22 protein-coding genes are annotated in these 14,751 nt (G+C 66.9%); 16 read left to right on the forward strand and 6 right to left on the reverse strand.

The genetic code is table 11. The features are described from left to right. The first annotated feature begins 188 nt into the window (after positions 1–188). A complete protein-coding gene (locus tag MKL01_RS18640; RefSeq protein WP_243906699.1) occupies positions 189–3,050 on the forward strand; it encodes a class I SAM-dependent DNA methyltransferase in 2,862 nt (953 codons plus the stop codon). A 7-nt stretch (positions 3,051–3,057) separates the two neighbouring features. Here MKL01_RS18640 and MKL01_RS18645 read toward each other — a convergent pair whose 3' ends face one another. Both MKL01_RS18645 and MKL01_RS18650 read right to left on the reverse strand, forming a co-directional pair. Next, positions 3,058–3,318, reverse strand: a complete 261-nt coding sequence (locus MKL01_RS18645) for a hypothetical protein (RefSeq protein ID WP_243906700.1) — start codon at positions 3,316–3,318, stop codon at positions 3,058–3,060. A 5-nt stretch (positions 3,319–3,323) separates the two neighbouring features. Next, positions 3,324–4,022, reverse strand: a complete 699-nt coding sequence (locus MKL01_RS18650) for an XRE family transcriptional regulator (RefSeq protein ID WP_243906701.1) — start codon at positions 4,020–4,022, stop codon at positions 3,324–3,326. Positions 4,023–4,110: 88 nt separating this feature from the next. Here MKL01_RS18650 and MKL01_RS18655 point away from each other — a divergent pair, with 88 nt between their 5' ends. Further along, positions 4,111–4,329 (forward strand): hypothetical protein, encoded by a 219-nt coding sequence (locus tag MKL01_RS18655; protein WP_243906702.1) that lies wholly within the window; start codon positions 4,111–4,113, stop codon positions 4,327–4,329. 163 nt (positions 4,330–4,492) lie between these two features. On the opposite strand, the gene MKL01_RS18660 is transcribed toward MKL01_RS18655, so the two are convergent. Beyond that, the gene (locus MKL01_RS18660) at positions 4,493–4,651 is read right to left on the reverse strand and encodes a hypothetical protein (RefSeq protein WP_243906703.1); all 159 of its coding nucleotides are present in this window, start codon (positions 4,649–4,651) and stop codon (positions 4,493–4,495) included. Positions 4,652–4,768: 117 nt separating this feature from the next. On the opposite strand from MKL01_RS18660, the gene MKL01_RS18665 reads away from it, so the two are divergent. After that, the gene (locus tag MKL01_RS18665) at positions 4,769–5,107 is read left to right on the forward strand and encodes a hypothetical protein (RefSeq protein ID WP_243906704.1); all 339 of its coding nucleotides are present in this window, start codon (positions 4,769–4,771) and stop codon (positions 5,105–5,107) included. Here the strand turns inward: MKL01_RS18665 and MKL01_RS18670 are convergent. Continuing rightward, positions 5,104–5,343 (reverse strand): hypothetical protein, encoded by a 240-nt coding sequence (locus MKL01_RS18670; protein WP_243906705.1) that lies wholly within the window; start codon positions 5,341–5,343, stop codon positions 5,104–5,106. The two genes, MKL01_RS18665 and MKL01_RS18670, sit on opposite strands and share 4 nt — an antisense overlap. Positions 5,344–5,548: 205 nt before the next feature. Here MKL01_RS18670 and MKL01_RS18675 point away from each other — a divergent pair, with 205 nt between their 5' ends. The 13 genes from MKL01_RS18675 to MKL01_RS18735 all read left to right on the forward strand — a co-directional run bounded on the left by MKL01_RS18675 (position 5,549) and on the right by MKL01_RS18735 (position 13,436). After that, positions 5,549–5,731 (forward strand): hypothetical protein, encoded by a 183-nt coding sequence (locus MKL01_RS18675; RefSeq protein WP_243906706.1) that lies wholly within the window; start codon positions 5,549–5,551, stop codon positions 5,729–5,731. Between the two features lie 100 nt (positions 5,732–5,831). Then, positions 5,832–6,275, forward strand: coding sequence for a hypothetical protein (locus MKL01_RS18680; protein ID WP_243906707.1), 444 nt, complete (start codon positions 5,832–5,834; stop codon positions 6,273–6,275). Continuing rightward, positions 6,272–6,490 carry a hypothetical protein gene (locus MKL01_RS18685; protein WP_243906708.1) on the forward strand — a complete coding sequence of 73 codons (219 nt, stop codon included), beginning with the start codon at positions 6,272–6,274 and terminating at the stop codon, positions 6,488–6,490. The genes MKL01_RS18680 and MKL01_RS18685 overlap by 4 nt, the downstream gene beginning before the upstream one ends. A 10-nt stretch (positions 6,491–6,500) precedes the next feature. Beyond that, entirely contained in the window at positions 6,501–7,034 is a 534-nt protein-coding gene (locus tag MKL01_RS18690) for a hypothetical protein (protein WP_243906709.1), read from the forward strand. A gap of 9 nt (positions 7,035–7,043) precedes the next feature. Further along, a complete protein-coding gene (locus MKL01_RS18695; protein WP_243906710.1) occupies positions 7,044–7,931 on the forward strand; it encodes a TAXI family TRAP transporter solute-binding subunit in 888 nt (295 codons plus the stop codon). A gap of 4 nt (positions 7,932–7,935) precedes the next feature. Beyond that, the gene (locus MKL01_RS18700) at positions 7,936–8,136 is read left to right on the forward strand and encodes a hypothetical protein (protein ID WP_243906711.1); all 201 of its coding nucleotides are present in this window, start codon (positions 7,936–7,938) and stop codon (positions 8,134–8,136) included. A gap of 127 nt (positions 8,137–8,263) precedes the next feature. Further along, complete coding sequence (locus MKL01_RS18705) at positions 8,264–9,478, forward strand: MT-A70 family methyltransferase (protein WP_243906712.1); 1,215 nt, start codon at positions 8,264–8,266, stop codon at positions 9,476–9,478. Further along, positions 9,475–9,777: a hypothetical protein gene (locus MKL01_RS18710; RefSeq protein ID WP_243906713.1), complete on the forward strand. Its 303-nt coding sequence runs from the start codon at positions 9,475–9,477 to the stop codon at positions 9,775–9,777. The genes MKL01_RS18705 and MKL01_RS18710 overlap by 4 nt, the downstream gene beginning before the upstream one ends. Before the next feature lie 123 nt (positions 9,778–9,900). Beyond that, positions 9,901–10,197 carry a hypothetical protein gene (locus MKL01_RS18715; RefSeq protein WP_243906714.1) on the forward strand — a complete coding sequence of 99 codons (297 nt, stop codon included), beginning with the start codon at positions 9,901–9,903 and terminating at the stop codon, positions 10,195–10,197. Between the two features lie 88 nt (positions 10,198–10,285). Continuing rightward, on the forward strand, positions 10,286–10,612 hold the full coding sequence (locus MKL01_RS18720; RefSeq protein ID WP_243906715.1) for a hypothetical protein: 327 nt from the start codon (positions 10,286–10,288) through the stop codon (positions 10,610–10,612). A 345-nt stretch (positions 10,613–10,957) separates the two neighbouring features. Beyond that, positions 10,958–11,983, forward strand: coding sequence for a helix-turn-helix domain-containing protein (locus MKL01_RS18725; RefSeq protein WP_243906716.1), 1,026 nt, complete (start codon positions 10,958–10,960; stop codon positions 11,981–11,983). Further along, positions 11,955–12,632: a hypothetical protein gene (locus MKL01_RS18730; protein WP_243906717.1), complete on the forward strand. Its 678-nt coding sequence runs from the start codon at positions 11,955–11,957 to the stop codon at positions 12,630–12,632. The genes MKL01_RS18725 and MKL01_RS18730 overlap by 29 nt, the downstream gene beginning before the upstream one ends. 339 nt (positions 12,633–12,971) lie before the next feature. Further along, on the forward strand, positions 12,972–13,436 hold the full coding sequence (locus MKL01_RS18735; protein WP_243906718.1) for a MucR family transcriptional regulator: 465 nt from the start codon (positions 12,972–12,974) through the stop codon (positions 13,434–13,436). A gap of 188 nt (positions 13,437–13,624) precedes the next feature. Here MKL01_RS18735 and MKL01_RS18740 read toward each other — a convergent pair whose 3' ends face one another. Next, the gene (locus MKL01_RS18740; protein ID WP_243906719.1) at positions 13,625–13,924 is read right to left on the reverse strand and encodes a PilZ domain-containing protein; all 300 of its coding nucleotides are present in this window, start codon (positions 13,922–13,924) and stop codon (positions 13,625–13,627) included. A 128-nt stretch (positions 13,925–14,052) separates the two neighbouring features. Next, complete coding sequence (locus MKL01_RS18745) at positions 14,053–14,466, reverse strand: hypothetical protein (protein ID WP_243906720.1); 414 nt, start codon at positions 14,464–14,466, stop codon at positions 14,053–14,055. Positions 14,467–14,751: the final 285 nt, after the last annotated feature.

A 14,751-nucleotide genomic window follows, 5' to 3' on the forward strand; every position in this document is an offset into this window, starting at 1 on the left:
GATCTTCGGGAAGGTGCCGGCGGGGCTGGCGGATCAGCTGGCGTTCTGAGATTGGCCGTTGCTGAGTCGCTACGCCGCGGTGCGAATTGCGGTTTGCCGCACATTCGATCTTGAGGGAGTCAACCCCGTTCACGCTTAATCCACAAGCATCGCCCATCAGAACGGCCGAGCTTGGGGAGTGAGCACGCGTGACGCCACAGCAGTTCATCGACCGCTGGAAGCCGGTCGCCTTGTCCGAGCGCGCCGCAGCTCAGTCGCACTTCAATGATCTCTGCCGCTTGCTCGACCACCCAACGCCCATTGAGGCCGACCCAAAGGGAGAGACCTTCGCATTCGAGAAGGGCCTACAGAAATCCGGTGGCGGCCTTGGCTTCGCCGATGTCTGGAAGCGGCAGCATTTCGCTTGGGAGTACAAGAAGCGGAAGCGTAACCTCGGCGATGCACTCGACCAGCTCGCCCGCTATGCGCTCGCGCTGGAGAGCCCACCGCTGCACATAGCCTGCGATACGGACCAGTTCCGTGTGGTCACCGCGTGGACCAACACCGTCCCATACTCCTACGACATCAGCCTCGACGATCTGCGCGAGCCAGCAAAACTCGATATTTTGCGGTCGGCGTTCCACGAGCCGACCAAGCTGCGCAAGGGCGGCAGCCGCGCCGACCTGACCCGCAAGGCCGCTGACCGCTTCTCCAGCATCGCGCTGCGCTTGCGCGAGCGAGGCCATGCGCCTGAACAGGTCGCCCACCTCGTCAACCGCCTCGCCTTCCTTTTCTTCGCCGAGGACGTGCGCCTGCTACCGGCCGGCTTTTTTCGCCGAGCTATCGAGGAGGTCGCAGGGCGCCCCCACGAAGCCAAGATGCTGTTCGACGACCTATTCGCCATCCTGCGCAAGGGCGGCCGGTTCGGACTGGAACGCCTGCCCTACATCAACGGCGGGCTTTTCGATGAGCAGCCTGCGCTTCCCTTGGACGCGGGCGACGTGCAGCTGCTGATCGAGGCAGGGCGCCAGGACTGGGCGCACATCGATCCTTCGATCTTCGGCACGCTGTTCGAGCGCTTCCTGGATCCGGACAAGCGGGCACAGATCGGCGCGCACTACACCGATGCCGAGAAGATCATGCGCATCGTCGAGCCGGTGCTGCTCCGGCCTCTGCGCGCCGAGTGGCAGGATGCCAAGTCCGACATCGAGCAACTGACCGACAAGGCGCGCAAGAAGGGGCCGAAGGCGAAGGAGTGGCAGCGGGCCGAGGAGCGCCGATCGGTGTTCTTGGAGCGTTTGCGCACCCTGGAAATCCTGGACCCGGCCTGCGGATCCGGCAACTTCCTGTACATGGCGCTGCACGCCGTAAAGGACTTGGAGCACGCCGCCAACCAAGAGTGCGAGATCTACGGCCTGCCGCCGCGTATGCCGATGGTCGGACCTGAGATCCTGCGCGGGCTTGAGATCAACCCTTTGGCGGCCGAGCTGGCGCGTACGACGGTGTGGATCGGCGACATCCAGTGGGCCGTGCGCAATGGCTTCTACACGCGGCCGGAGCCGATCCTGCGGCGTCTCGACACGATCGAATGCCGCGATGCGCTGATCACGACTCCGCCTGCTGCATCTTCACTATCGCGACCAATCGAAGAAGCCGAGTGGCCGAAGGCGGAGTTCATCGTTGGCAACCCTCCGTTCCTGGGCGGAAAGATGCTGCGCCGGAACCTCGGCGACGCTGCGGTTGACAGCCTGTTCGAAACCTATCGCGGGCGCGTCCCCGCCGAAGCCGACCTGGTGACCTACTGGTTCGAGAAGGCGCGCGCGCAGATCGAGCGAGGGGATGCACGCCGTGCCGGCCTCGTGACGACGAACTCGATCCGCGGCGGCGTCAATCGGCGCGTCCTGGAGCGGATCGCGGCCGACATGCCGATCTTCTCCGCCTGGGCTGACGAGCCGTGGATCGTGGACGGGGCAGCGGTCCGGGTATCGCTCGTGTGCTTCGGGGAGGCCGAAGCGGATGAGGGCGCCGAACTGGACGGCGCCCCGGTCGAGCGCATCAACGCGGATCTAACCGGTATCGGGGCTAACCTAACGAGCGTAGCGCAGCTTGCCGAGAACCGCGGCGTCGCATTCATGGGCAACACCAAGGGCGGATCGTTCGATGTGCCGGGCGAAGTGGCGCGGGCGTGGTTGACCGCGCCGCTCAACGTCAACGGGCGGCCGAACGCGGACGTGCTGCGGCCTTGGATCAATGGCCTCGATATCGTCCGGCGCCCGCGGGACATGTGGCTGATAGACTTCAACGCCATGGGTAGCGACAACGAAGCGGCGTTTTACGGGGGGCCGTTTGCGCACATCCTGGCTCACGTGAAGCCCGAACGCGTGAAAAACCGGCGCGAGGTCTATGCTCGGAGTTGGTGGAAACACGTCGAGGCACGACCCGCCCTGACAGCGGCGCTCAAGCCCCTGAAGCGTTATATCGGCACCGCCCGGGTGGCCAAGCACCGGCTGTTCGGTTGGTTCGACCCGATCGTGGTGCCTGACTCGCAGGTAATCGCTATCGCTCGCGATGACGACACCACATTTGGTGTTTTGCACTCTCGCTTCCACGAGACTTGGTCGCTGCGTCTGGGAAGTAGTCTGGAGGATAGGCCGCGCTACACTCCAACTTCGACATTCGAGACGTATCCATTCCCGGTAGGCCTGACGCCAAACATCTCAGCAACGGATTACGCGAGCGCGTCCAGCGCCCGTCGGATCGGAGCTGCAGCGGAGAAGCTGCATTCACTGAGATCCGCGTGGCTGAACCCTGCAGACCAGGTTCGTGAGGAGCCGGAGGTGGTGCCTGGCTTCCCGGTCCGGCAGCTGCCATGCCATGCGAACGCAGCTGGTGTCCTCGGCAAGCGCACGCTGACCAACCTCTACAACGAACGCCCTCGCTGGCTGGACGATGCGCACGCCGAACTCGATCGTGCTGTTGCCGCCGCCTACGGCTGGCCGGAAGACATCGCGATCGATGATGCGCTGGCGCGACTGGTGGCGCTAAATGGAACGCGAGCCGCCGCAGCCTGACGGCGGCCTACTGCACCAGGTCCTCATCCTCCGCCCGCACCACCCGCAGCCCCGCCTCCACGATCCCCTGCAAGTGCTCCAGCGCATTCACCCCGATCGGCACCCCCACCCGCTGTCCTTCCACGGTGGTCACCACCAAGACGGCGAGGACTTCCCCGACCTGGAGTTCGGGATCCGGCGGGCAGATCGGCAGGATGAAGTCGGTGTGCAGATCGTCGAACTGGGCGCGAGCGGCGGTGTCCGAGCGGAAGGGCTCGAGCTGGGTCATGGCGATCAGATCCCGATCAGTTCGGTCCACGGGATCACCCGGTGGAGACGAACCACATCATCCTCGTCGAAGACGAGTTCCTTCGGCGGATTGAACTGCTCGACCACGATCTTTCCACCGCTGCGGCGAACGAGACGCTTCACGAATGCGCCGCCTGGCTCGCCCTCGCGGGGCGCCTTGAGCTCGACGATGACAATGTCCCGCGGCTTCGGGCGGCGGTGCGGATCGACATAGAGCGGATCGCCGTCCTCGTAGCGCTCAGCCATGCTGTCGCCGACGACGTAGACGACGAACACATCCTTCTTGCCCTCGATGCCGGGCGGCCGAGGCGCGTAGTCGATCGTCTGACCGTTGAAGCGAAAGTCGCCATCATCCCCGCAGACGCCAGTACCAAGGACCGGGACATCCCGAGGGCCTTTGAGTTTTGTGAGATCGGGGCCGGCGCCGCCATCCGATGGACGAATACTCGACGTTGCCGGCGCATCGGACGATGACCGTGGCGCATCTGCCGCCACCTCCTCATCCATGACCACCGCCCTCGACACACCAAACGCTTTGGCTGCGAGTCCGATCGTTCGCTCAGTCAGACCACGCTCGCCACGCTCAAGCTTGATGAATTGCCCGCGCGAGACGCCCATCTCGGCGGCCGCTTGGTCATGCGTCCAACCTCGTTTTGTCCTCAGAGCTCGCAAACTGTTCCCCATAAGGGGATTGATGGCGCATGTGCAGCTCGCTCGTCCTTCCCCTTGTAGGGGTTGACGTTCTTTCCCCTTAAGGGCAAATCTGTGGGGTATGAGGCTCATCGACTACATGCGCTCCGAGAACCTCGACGACATCGCCATGGCGAAGCGCGTCGGCAGGATCACTGCGCATGGGATTCGGAAGCTGAAGTACGGCGAGCGCGGCCCCTCGATAGAGGTAGCGATTCGCATCGAGGAAGTGACGCAAGGTTCGGTCGGTCTTCGTGACTGGGTTCGAGACGCCGCCCCCACCGAGGGAGCTGCCGCCTGATGCGCACGAAGCTCCATGCACAAGCGCAATCGTCGCTTGCTATCCGTGCCGGTGCCGGCGGACGTAGGCCTGTCGCAGCTGACCCTGCTCGTCAGCCTGCTCTGCTCAGACCGCCTAGCGCTGGGTTGCGCAGCTCTCGTGGCGATGGGGGCCGAGCTGTCGACTATCCGACGAATGCTCGGATGAAATCCGCACAGGCGACGGCCGTCAGCAGCACCATCGCCCAGCTCACCTTGCGAAAGTGGCGATCCGCCTCGGAGGCTTTCGCTTCCAGCGCGCTGAGACGCAGCCGCAGCCACCGGACCTCTTCTTCGAGGGTCATTCTGAACTCCATCGGTCTTCGCACTTCCGATGGTAGCCGGCGCGGTGAGGCTGTCGAGCTTCATGCTCACGGGCTCACCCGCGCTTGGAATTCGGCCGCCGCCGAGGGAGCGGCCGCATGACCGCGGCCCGCAACCGCTGCCCCTACTGCGGCAGCCCCACCACGCCGAACGGCCACCACGTGCCGACCCCGTCCGGGAGCGTGTTCACGGCCGAACAGTGGGTGCGTGGGCTCGGCTTCTTCGGAGGCTTGCTGCTCGCCTACCTCAAGCGCCCCGGTGAGGCTGTCCGTTCTGCCGAGCGTCTGACCTTGGACCTCGGTGACGTCATGGGCGTGCCCCTGCCCACCCGGCAGGACCAGGTTACCATCCTGCCCAACGGCACGAAGGTCCAGACCAAGCTGTTGCCCTACGGCGCAGCCTCGATCCCGGCGGCTCTCGATCGGGAGGGTTGCTAGGTGTTGCGTGTCGCCAGGATGCCTTTCGCGTGGGTGATCACTTCGTTGATCACCTTTGTTTCGAGATTTCCGCTGGTCGCAAGTTGGTCGGCGATCACCTCGACTTGCTCGTACAGCTCGTCGGCGGTCCCGGGGTGCAACTCTTCGATCTTCGCTACGAGCAGACGAAGGATCATGTTCGTCCCCGTCGCGTGCGCCAATGCTCGCGCCTGCGGGACCAAGTCGTCGTCCATCATCGCGAGCTCCATCCTGTCCGACAACAGTGATGGTAGCGGGCGCGGCGGGACTGTCGAGCATCATGCCCGGCATCCCGCCTGCGCTTGCGCACCCACTCCGGCCGGCGGTTTAGCGTCCGCCGACCGGGGGATGCCCATGGCGGGCGTTTCCTCCCTAGACTTGGCCGGGGCCTTCGGGCTCCGGTCCCTTTGGGGAGGCGCCTGAATGGCGCCCCTGCTCATCCCCGCGATCGCCTTCGCCGCCATCGGCCTCAGGTCGTTCATCGAGGTCGTACCCGCGCTCGATGGCGGTCTGCACAGCGACGTCGTGCGCCACGCCTTCTGGGCCGTCGTCTGCGCCGCCGGTGCCGTTGCCCTGGCCACCATAGCGACGGGGCGGCTCGCATGACGCGAACCGCCCCCGCCGTCCCTCACGCGCCCTCCAGCCTGGCAGCTCTGGCGCGTGATCATCTGCATGGTTCGCTCGACCTCCTCGCGAGGGCCGATCGATGACCGCCTCGCTCTTCCCGACCGGACCGATCGCCCGATCCACCTCGATGCCCACAGCATCGAGGAAAGCGATGAAACAGTCGCCCGGGAACGCCACCACAGTTGTGGTGGATGGCCGAACAGGTGCGTGCGAGGATCGAACAGTTGTTGCGGATCGATTTTCGAACTTCCTGCGTAGTAAGTACCCGATCAAGACGGCCGACAACGTGGCGGCCGACACGGGCCTACCAGTCGCAACCGTCCAACGCTGGCTCGATCGCGGCTCGGCGCCAAGCCTCTGGGCGCTGGGCAAGTTGATCGGCGCCTACGACGCCGAAGTGCTGTGCGCGGCCCTGGAGAGCCCGCCCGGTTGGCTGGTAGCCGCCGCCCGCCAGCAGGAACGCGAGCGCCTGGAGCGGGAGATCGCCGGCCTGCGCGCTCGCCTCGACGGGGGCGGCCGATGAGGATCGGCGGCTACCTGGTCCTCTTGCGCGTCGGCCTCGCCGCTCTGCTGCGCGCGATCCAGCGCGGCCCCCTGTGGCTGACCGAAGCCGTCGGCGTCGCGGCCGACTGCGCCGACCCGTCGATGCCCGAGAGCATCTGGCGCCCGCGCGAATGGCTGCCGCGCCTCTGGTCCCGCGGTCAGCATACCGACCTTCACCCCCCGCCCGGAGCCTGAGGAGCGCCCCGTGACCACTTCCGTGTATGTCGCCGTGCCAGAGGGCGTCGCCTGGGCCGCCGAGGTCAACACCGTCGAGCGCAAGGTCGGCGGTGAGGTCCGGGCCGTCTGGACCGATACCGTGAGGGCCGGCGAGAACCGGTACTTCTCCGCGCACGACGGCGCTTCGATCGTCGTCGCGGAGAACCAGGCCGGCGCCGTCAGCGACGGCCATGTCGGCCTGGTGAGCGTCTTCGCCTTCGGGTTGCGCCAGCTCGTCGGCCTCGTCGGCAGCGACGAGCGCGGCACCGTCATCGGCCGCGCTGATTATGCCGAGAACGGCCGTAGCTACCTCGTCCGGTACCGCGCAGGCGACGGTCGCCTGACCGAGGGCTGGTGGAACGAGCCGGCGCTCGCCGCCGTCGGCACCGCCGGCGCGCCGGATCTCGGCTCCGGCCCCGCCGAGCCTGAGGCCCCGGAGCGGGCGCGCGGCGACGAGCCCGGCGGTACCGCCGGTGACGAGAAGCCGAACACCGCGTCCGAAGCCCCCGCCCTCCAAGCCTGAGACTCGTCCATGCGTGCCCCGCTCGCCGCCCTTGCCTTCGTCCTCGCCACCAGCTCGTCCGTGCTGGCGGCCGAGCCCCCGACCTTTCGCCTGTGCACCGGCTCCGAATCCGGTAACTACTTCCGCGCCGGCCACATGCTGAAGAGCAAGGCCGGCAGCCTGAAGATCGAGGTCGTCCCGACGCCGGGCTCGCTCGACAACCTTGACAAGCTCTCCGCCGGTCAGTGCGACGGCGCCTTCGTCCAGTCCGACGCGCTCCTGGTCTACAGCTCGAAGAACGCGCAGGCGCTCTCCACGATCGAACGGGCCGGCGTGCTCTACCAGGAGCAGGTCCACCTGCTGTGCAACCGGTCCGCCGGCGTCGCCAAGATCACCGATCTGGGCAAGGCTAACACCGTGGCCGTGGGCCCCGACGGCTCGGGCGGCCGGACCACCTGGGACGCGTTCGCGCTCGCCGACAAGAAGCGCTTCGGGTCTGTAGGCGTCGACACCCGCGCCGGCGTGCGCGCCCTCTCGGCCGTGGCCGACGGCAGCCAGGTGCAGTGCGCGCTCTGGGTCGGAGCGCTCAACGCGTCCTTCATCAAGAACGACGCGCAGGCCCAGGGCGACCGGGTGGTGCTGGTCCGCTCGGACGATCACGAGATGGTCGGTTCGGCCAAGGACGCCCGTGGGCAGCCGGTCTACGGCTACGGCGAGATCCCGGCCGGCACGTACCCGCGAATCCAGCCCGGCGGCCTCGTGTTCGGGACCAAGGCGCTCGACACCATCGCGGTCGACGCCCTGTTCGTCACCGCGATCCCGTGGGTGAACGCCAACGAGCGCGCCTACGACGGTCTGCTGCGGGCCTTCACGGCTGCCAAGCCGCAGATCCAGGCCATCGCGCAGCCGCAGGACTGATCCGGTGGCCGCCCGCTCCCCCTCGTTCTGGCTCCTGATCGCCGTCGTCGTGGTCACCGCGATCATGGTGCACCCGAGCTTCGCCGCGCTGTTCACGGTGCCGGTCGACCTGGTGCTGCTCGTCGCCTTGCGCTGGGCGGCGCGTCGTGAAGGGCAGCTTGAGGAGCGGGCGCTACGCGTGCCGCTCAAGCGGGGTTTCGCCTGATGGCGACCCGCACCCTCACGCTCGGCTTCTCGCCGGCATGAATCCCGGGCGCGCCATGCCGCGCGCCCTCCCCAGTCCAAATCTGAGTTCGCAAGGGCGCGTGATGCGTGGGCCTAGGCCGTGGCTGTTGAGCGAGGTTGCGACCGCGGCGCGTCCGATTCTAGCGGTTGAGCGCGAGGCTGCGCGAGCCCGTCTTTCGGCTCGATGGGTCTCTGAAATTCAGAGACCCACTACGGCTGTCCACGCGACAGCGCGGCGTTGGAACAGGGCTTGGAACTGGCTCGACTGGATTCTGAAGGTCCACGACGCAGCCGGTACCGATCCGACCCGACTCGGTCCGGCCCTCAGCTTCCTCGACGCCGGCGGCGCCCCCAACGTCGCGTGGGCGTGCATCTCATCGGCTCGTGAATCTGAGAAGGCGATCACGCTGCCCGCGCTCAAGCGCCAGGGCCGCCGCCTGCTCACCGACGCCTGGAAGGGCCGCTGGAGCCTCGTCGACATCAACGTCGCGGTTCGCGCGCTGCTAGAGGCGAGACTGGGCCAAGCGCCCGTCATCGGCAGCACCTTCGACGCCGAGCAGCGGCGCGTGCTCACCGACCTCGGCAAGCTCTGGGACGAGAGCGCCGACTTCCTGCTGCGGACCCTTGAGGTCTGCGAGGCGGCCGCGCTCGACCCGGATCGGTTCGGCTTCCTCGTCCCGGTCATGTGTAAGGCCGATAACCCGACGGCGGCGTGGAAGCGCATGAGCGCCGTCGGCGACGAACAGCGCTGCCTCGACCTCGTGCCCTATGACGGGTCCGTGAAGACGGTGGTGCTGGACCCGCCGTGGATGGAGGTGAACGTCTCCGCCGCGGCCGGCCATGCCTACGCGAAGATGTCGCTCGACCAGATTCGCGCGCTGCCGCTGCAGACCTGGGCCTGGGAGGATTCGCATCTCTACCTGTGGTTCATCAACGGCGTGTGGGCCGAGATCCCGTCGATCATTGAGGCATGGGGCTTCGAGGTCAAAACGGTCCACACCTGGGTCAAGGAGACCAGTGACCTCACCCGCAACGATCCGAAGTTCAGCCTCGGCCACGAGATGCGCAACACGACCGAGCATTTCGTCTTTGCGAGGCGCGGATCCAAGAAAGAGATGCCCCGGCGCGGGGCGACCTATTCGACCGCCACGCATCACCGTTGGCCGATCGGCGCCAATAGTGAAAAGCCCGACGCGTTCTATGAGTTCGTAAAGCAGTGTTCTTACGGACCGTACGGCGAAGCCTTTCAGCGTAAGCCGCGGGAGGACTTTCTCAACCTCTATCGACCGGCCGCACCGGAGATCCTGGAGGCGGTTGAATGAGCGCGCATGCCGGCCTGCGCACGAGCGTCCTCCGCAACCGCTGCCCGCATTGCGGTCACGCGACCGACCGTGTGACCGCGGTTGACGCCGGTCGCGGCCCTGAGGGCGGCGATCTCTCGATCTGCGTCGCTTGCGGCGAGTGGGCCGTCTTCGCCGACGACCTCACGCTCCGCAAGCCGACCGGCGATGAGTTCATCGCGATCGGCAAGGACGCGCTGTGCCGCCGTGCGCGAGCCGCGTGGGTGAAGGCCTTCGAGCCACCCCCGACGCCGCCGGCGTCACCCGGACCGGGCACCTAGCGTGGCGCCCGGGAGCAGGCCGCGGAGCGGCCCCGACTCCCGCCAGACTCGGAATCTGAATCCCTTCCCAGCCCGCTCCGGCTGCCCCTGCGCCTGTGCGCGGCAACCCTCCCGAGGTCATCGATGAGCACGCCCACCACCCCGGTGCTGATGTCGGCCGCCAACCCGACAGGCTGGAAGCTCGAGGAGCTGCTGGCGCAGATCGCCCAGGACCTCCGCGCCAAGAACGACCGCCTGGAGGGCGACACCTCGTCGGCCGCCCGGGCGGTCCGGGTGAACAACCTCGGCATCATCGACTGCCTGGCGCTGGCCGAGGTTCGCCAGCGGGACTCGCTGCGGCGCCTCGATGCCCTGCGTCCGGATCCCGGCCCGGCCGGCCCGCCGCGCATCGGCGCCGGCGTGCCCGCTTCGGAGGCCTGACCCCGTGCTCTCCCTCGCGTCCCTCTTCCCGTTCGGGCGCGGTCGCCCGTCCGTTCGGGCCTCCCTCGGCGACCAGACAGGCAAGCTCATGAGCATCGAAGCATCGGTCACCCGGATCGAGGCCCAGAACGCTGTCATCGCCGAGGTCCTCGTCGGGGTGTTCCAAACCCAGAAGACGCACACCGACATGCTGAAGACGCTCGCTGCGGCCGCGCCGGGAGCGATCGACACGACCGAGCTCGACGCGTCGATCTCCAGCACGGACGCGGTGCTCGCCAAGCTGACGCCGCCGGCCGCCGACGGCCCGACCGGGACCGCCGCGTCGACAGGCGCCGGCACGACCGGAACTGCCGCCGCGGATCCCGCATCCCAGGGCACCGTCCAGGCTGGCGACCCCGCGACGACCCCCGCCTGATCCGGAGCTGACGCAGTGATCACCCTCTGGCCCCGGCCCCGCGGCCCTCCACCAGCGGCCCCTCGAATCCTCGCGCGCCCTGCGCCTGGTCCCCACCTCGTGCCCGGTCTGATGCCGCCCGGTCCGGACGAGATACCGGCCTTCCGCAGGTCCTGAGCTGCCGCCTCCAGACGCCGTCCCTTTCGGCGGAGGCTGACGGCCGGTCTGCGCCGCGAGCTTCCACCCGCCACCTAGGCCCGCACGGCTTCGCGACCAGCGATTCAGCCGACGGGTCTTCGCGTGCCCGGAGCCGGACAGGCTTCGCGGCCGGACGCTGAAGCTTTGCCTGCACGAAGGCCGACCGCCATGAGTATCGAGGCCATCCACTACGTCATGAAGACGGACATCCCGGACGGGATCGCCAAGCTCGTCGCCTTCGTGATCGCCGACTACGCCCACGCCGAGACCGGACAGGCCTGGCCGAAGATCGAGACGCTGGCGCGCAAGTGCTCGCAGTCGGTCCGCACCGTCCAGCGCAAGATCCGCGTCCTGGAGGAGCTAAGCATCCTGCGGGTCGAGCAGCGCCACGCGGAGACCGGTCGACAGCGGGAGAACCTGTTCGTCCTCTACCTGCCGGGCGTGCCACGGCCAACGGCGAACGACCCGGCGCCTCCTCGTCCGGAGGCCCGAACGGCCCGTGGGGAGGGTGACACACAGTCACCCATACCGCCGCCCGATCCGGTCGATCCTGTCACCCCCGGGGGTGTCAGCCCAGTCACCCCCGAGGGTGACACTGCTGTCACCCCTAGAGGAATCCCCCAGAAGGAATCCATCAGAGGAGTCCGTTCCGAACCTAGCGGTTCGGCGCCGCGGAGCGGCCCGGCCCCGAGGGATTTTCGATCCGATCTCCGCAGCAGGGGGGTGGAGACCCTCCGGGACCTAACGGGCTGGACGACCGCCCGGGCTCACTCCCGGATCGGACAATGGCTCAGCGAGTCCGGCGAGGATGCCGGCATGGTGCTGGCCGTCATCGACGAGGCCATCGAGGTCGAGCCCCTCGATGCGTCGGCCTGGATCGCCGCCCGCCTGAAGCGCCGCAAGGCCGAGGCGGCCGCCGCGCTGAACGACCCTCAGCCTTCGCCATCCGCTCGGCCACGTGCCGGTGCCGCCCAACCGCGCCCGCCCGCCAACGGCGCGATCGCCCTCTTCCTTCGCCGCATGGGAGCTTCCGATGTCCGCCCTGACTCCGTTCGTGCCGCAGCAGATCTCGGCCCCGTCATTGATCACCGCGCAGATGGACACCCTGATCCGGATGTTCAGCAGCCGGCTGGACGATCATCCGACGGACCGGCGCCGGAAGCGCATGCCCGCCACGCGGGCGCCCGACGCTGACGCCTACGCAGCCTTGGAGCGGCGGCGGGACGAGCTGCGCGTCAGCCTGGTCGCGACGCCGGGTGACCAAGCCGACGACGTGATCCTGGCGCTGCTGATGGGCTGGGCGCAGTTCAGCGGCTCGGCGGACGAGGCCGAGGTCCGCGTCCGAATGTACGCCGAGGCCCTCGCCGAGCAGCTGACCTGGGCGATCGAGAAGGCGCGCCTGCGGTTCGCGCGCGGCAAGGTCCAGACGATCTGGGACCGGCACAGCTGCCCGTCGATGGCCCAGGTCGCGGCCGAGTGCCGGTACGTACTGCTCGATGTCGAGACCGAGCTCGCCCGCATCGAGATCATCCTCTGCGCCGAGCTCTACGACACCGGCGCCACCGACGACGACCGTGCCAACGCCGTCGCCCACTGGGAGACGGTCAAGGCCGACCTGCGCGGCGAGACCGTGATCACCGAGCCGACCGAGGACGAAATCTCCGCCGAGCGCGCGTCGATGGCCCGGGCGAACGCGCGGTTCCGCGAGCGGGCCCGGGCCGCGGCCGAAGCGGAGGGCCGCGGCCAGGCCATGTGGGGCCGGATCCCGATCAGCGACGAGCTCGCCCGCCAGATCGGGCTGGGTGTGCCGGTCCCTGCGGACGAAGAGGAGGACGTGCATTGATGAGAGCACCGCTCGCCACAGCCGTAGTAGAGATGCGCTTCGGCTCACAACGCTGCAAAACGAGCGCGGTGGCGAGCGTCGCTCAGAGCCGAGCGCTCTTTACGGCCTGATCACAGGCCAAGGCTTGTCGGGCCCACCATCGAGCGGGGGCGACGTCCGCTTCCTCGGGAAGCACAGCAAACATGACGACACATGCTGCATATCGCGGCTGATCATGCAGAAATTTCGACCTGAATTGAGATTATCTGTCGCAGTCGCCTTGCTTTTCGCATCGGTCGGCTGACTTAACGACGACACTGAGCATATTCGCTGGAGTGTTAGGACTGAGGAAAGAATAAAATGACAGAATATACCGATGGATGCGCTCCCAGCTTTGCCGCATTGGCCGGCGATATCGTTGCCGCTTACGTCTCGAATAACCAGGTCCCGGCGACAGAGCTTCCGAGCCTCATCCGGAATGTGCACTGCGCAGTCGCTGGCCTGACCTCCGGCAGCGCTTCGGCGTCAAACGAGATCGCTGATGTGGTCGACAGGCCGAGTGCGGCTCAGATCCACAAGTCGGTTCGGGATGACGGGATCGTCAGTTTCCTCGACGGCAAGACCTACAAGACGCTCAAGCGCCACCTGACCAGCCACGACCTGGACCCGCGCAGCTACCGCGAGCGCTATGGTCTGCCGTCCGACTACCCGATGGTCGCCCGTAGCTACGCAGTGCAGCGCTCTGCGCTTGCCAAGGCCATCGGGCTTGGCCGCCCCGGTGCAATGGCGCAAGCTGAGAAGAAGGGCCGGCGCAAAGCCGCCTGATCGAAACGACGAGCCGGCAGCATCACCGCTGCCCCATAAAGGTTCGCCAGCAACGGCTAAGCCGCCAAGAGCATGCCAGGACCGCCAAGCGGCACTTTAGGCCGCCCTACCGCGTTTGATGCTTGTCCGTTTGGAAGGCCTCTTGCCACCCCCTGGAGCCTGGACCTGCGCCGAGGTCGGGCGTTCGCTCAGGCCCAGGCCGGCGTTCGAAGCGAATTTGACGCTTCGAGCCACTCAAGGATCAATGCGTCGGCGATGCAGCCAATCTGGTCAACCCTCCGCCAAGCTGCGCGACATACGAGCGCCTCGCCGGTGTCGTCGATCGTAAGAATGAAAGTGTCCGGCAGATCTTCGGCGCTCGCCGATATCACCCGGACGCCGGTCGCGGAGCGGTCGGCGATGGTGCACGGCATGGTCCGGTGCTCGTCGACCAGGATCAGGCCGGTGATATTGAGATGCGTCCGATCTTCTGCCCGACGCTCGATCATCGAAAGTGCCCTCAGCTTCCTCAGCATAGAATGCACGGAACCGGTGGAAGGCCCCTCTCGACGAACGCTCGAATTGTCTGGGTCCGCGTTGGATACGGCATGCCGTTCTGCGACAGCACAGGATCCAGTCATACGACGACTGGCCGAACGACTACATCCTCGGCGTAGACCAGCGTTGCCATTACGCCAGACTGTATCTGAGCGAAGACCTCGTCGAGATCACCGATGCTCTGCATCAGCACAACGCAAGAGAGGGCGACAACCTGCGGGGTGCAGTCGGGCCCTTCCGCAAGGAACTCGCGGATCGCGGCGACGTATGATGTTCTGGCGTCCCCCTCCCGTGAGGCCCTTACGACATGCTCACAGTCTTGTCGCAGCGGGGCGATTTCGCCGTCCACGACCGAAACCCATTGCCGGGCGTCGTCATAGATGAGCCAGCGCACTGACCCCAGGGCGACCGGGTTCAAGCCCGCGAGATAGCGCTGAGCAGCTGTGTCATCGAACATTGTGCGGGCTTTAGCGCCCTCCTTTTTGAACTCCAACGCCGATCGATCTAACAACGACGATCCACCGGCGTGGCGGCATCGCAACAACGCTCTGCGATCCTGGAACAAGCTCGGAACGACCCGAGGCTATGTCAGCCGCGCCAATGAACTCGATGCTCACCCACCCGGAAGGTCCCGACGCGCCCTGTTAGCCCTGGACCTATGTCGACTTCGAACGGTGGCCGACGACCGCTTCCCCGATGATACCCTGAGCAGCACTTAGCTCGCTCACCAAACACAACACCGATCCGGTGACGGTCGGTTGTTCACTCGCAGCCGACG

Source organism: Methylobacterium sp. J-070 (genome assembly GCF_022829385.1).
Taxonomy (GTDB): Bacteria; Pseudomonadota; Alphaproteobacteria; order Rhizobiales; family Beijerinckiaceae; genus Methylobacterium.

Coding starts and splice junctions, on each gene's coding strand:
- MKL01_RS18645 (WP_243906700.1), bottom strand. CDS start 3,318: ATGACCCAGCTCGAGCCCTTCCGCTCGGACACCGCCGCTCGCGCCCAG.
- MKL01_RS18650 (WP_243906701.1), bottom strand. CDS start 4,022: ATGGGGAACAGTTTGCGAGCTCTGAGGACAAAACGAGGTTGGACGCAT.
- MKL01_RS18655 (WP_243906702.1), top strand. CDS start 4,111: ATGAGGCTCATCGACTACATGCGCTCCGAGAACCTCGACGACATCGCC.
- MKL01_RS18660 (WP_243906703.1), bottom strand. CDS start 4,651: ATGACCCTCGAAGAAGAGGTCCGGTGGCTGCGGCTGCGTCTCAGCGCG.
- MKL01_RS18665 (WP_243906704.1), top strand. CDS start 4,769: ATGACCGCGGCCCGCAACCGCTGCCCCTACTGCGGCAGCCCCACCACG.
- MKL01_RS18670 (WP_243906705.1), bottom strand. CDS start 5,343: ATGATGGACGACGACTTGGTCCCGCAGGCGCGAGCATTGGCGCACGCG.
- MKL01_RS18675 (WP_243906706.1), top strand. CDS start 5,549: ATGGCGCCCCTGCTCATCCCCGCGATCGCCTTCGCCGCCATCGGCCTC.
- MKL01_RS18680 (WP_243906707.1), top strand. CDS start 5,832: ATGACCGCCTCGCTCTTCCCGACCGGACCGATCGCCCGATCCACCTCG.
- MKL01_RS18685 (WP_243906708.1), top strand. CDS start 6,272: ATGAGGATCGGCGGCTACCTGGTCCTCTTGCGCGTCGGCCTCGCCGCT.
- MKL01_RS18695 (WP_243906710.1), top strand. CDS start 7,044: ATGCGTGCCCCGCTCGCCGCCCTTGCCTTCGTCCTCGCCACCAGCTCG.
- MKL01_RS18710 (WP_243906713.1), top strand. CDS start 9,475: ATGAGCGCGCATGCCGGCCTGCGCACGAGCGTCCTCCGCAACCGCTGC.
- MKL01_RS18715 (WP_243906714.1), top strand. CDS start 9,901: ATGAGCACGCCCACCACCCCGGTGCTGATGTCGGCCGCCAACCCGACA.
- MKL01_RS18720 (WP_243906715.1), top strand. CDS start 10,286: ATGAGCATCGAAGCATCGGTCACCCGGATCGAGGCCCAGAACGCTGTC.
- MKL01_RS18725 (WP_243906716.1), top strand. CDS start 10,958: ATGAGTATCGAGGCCATCCACTACGTCATGAAGACGGACATCCCGGAC.
- MKL01_RS18730 (WP_243906717.1), top strand. CDS start 11,955: ATGCCCGCCACGCGGGCGCCCGACGCTGACGCCTACGCAGCCTTGGAG.
- MKL01_RS18735 (WP_243906718.1), top strand. CDS start 12,972: ATGACAGAATATACCGATGGATGCGCTCCCAGCTTTGCCGCATTGGCC.
- MKL01_RS18740 (WP_243906719.1), bottom strand. CDS start 13,924: ATGATCGAGCGTCGGGCAGAAGATCGGACGCATCTCAATATCACCGGC.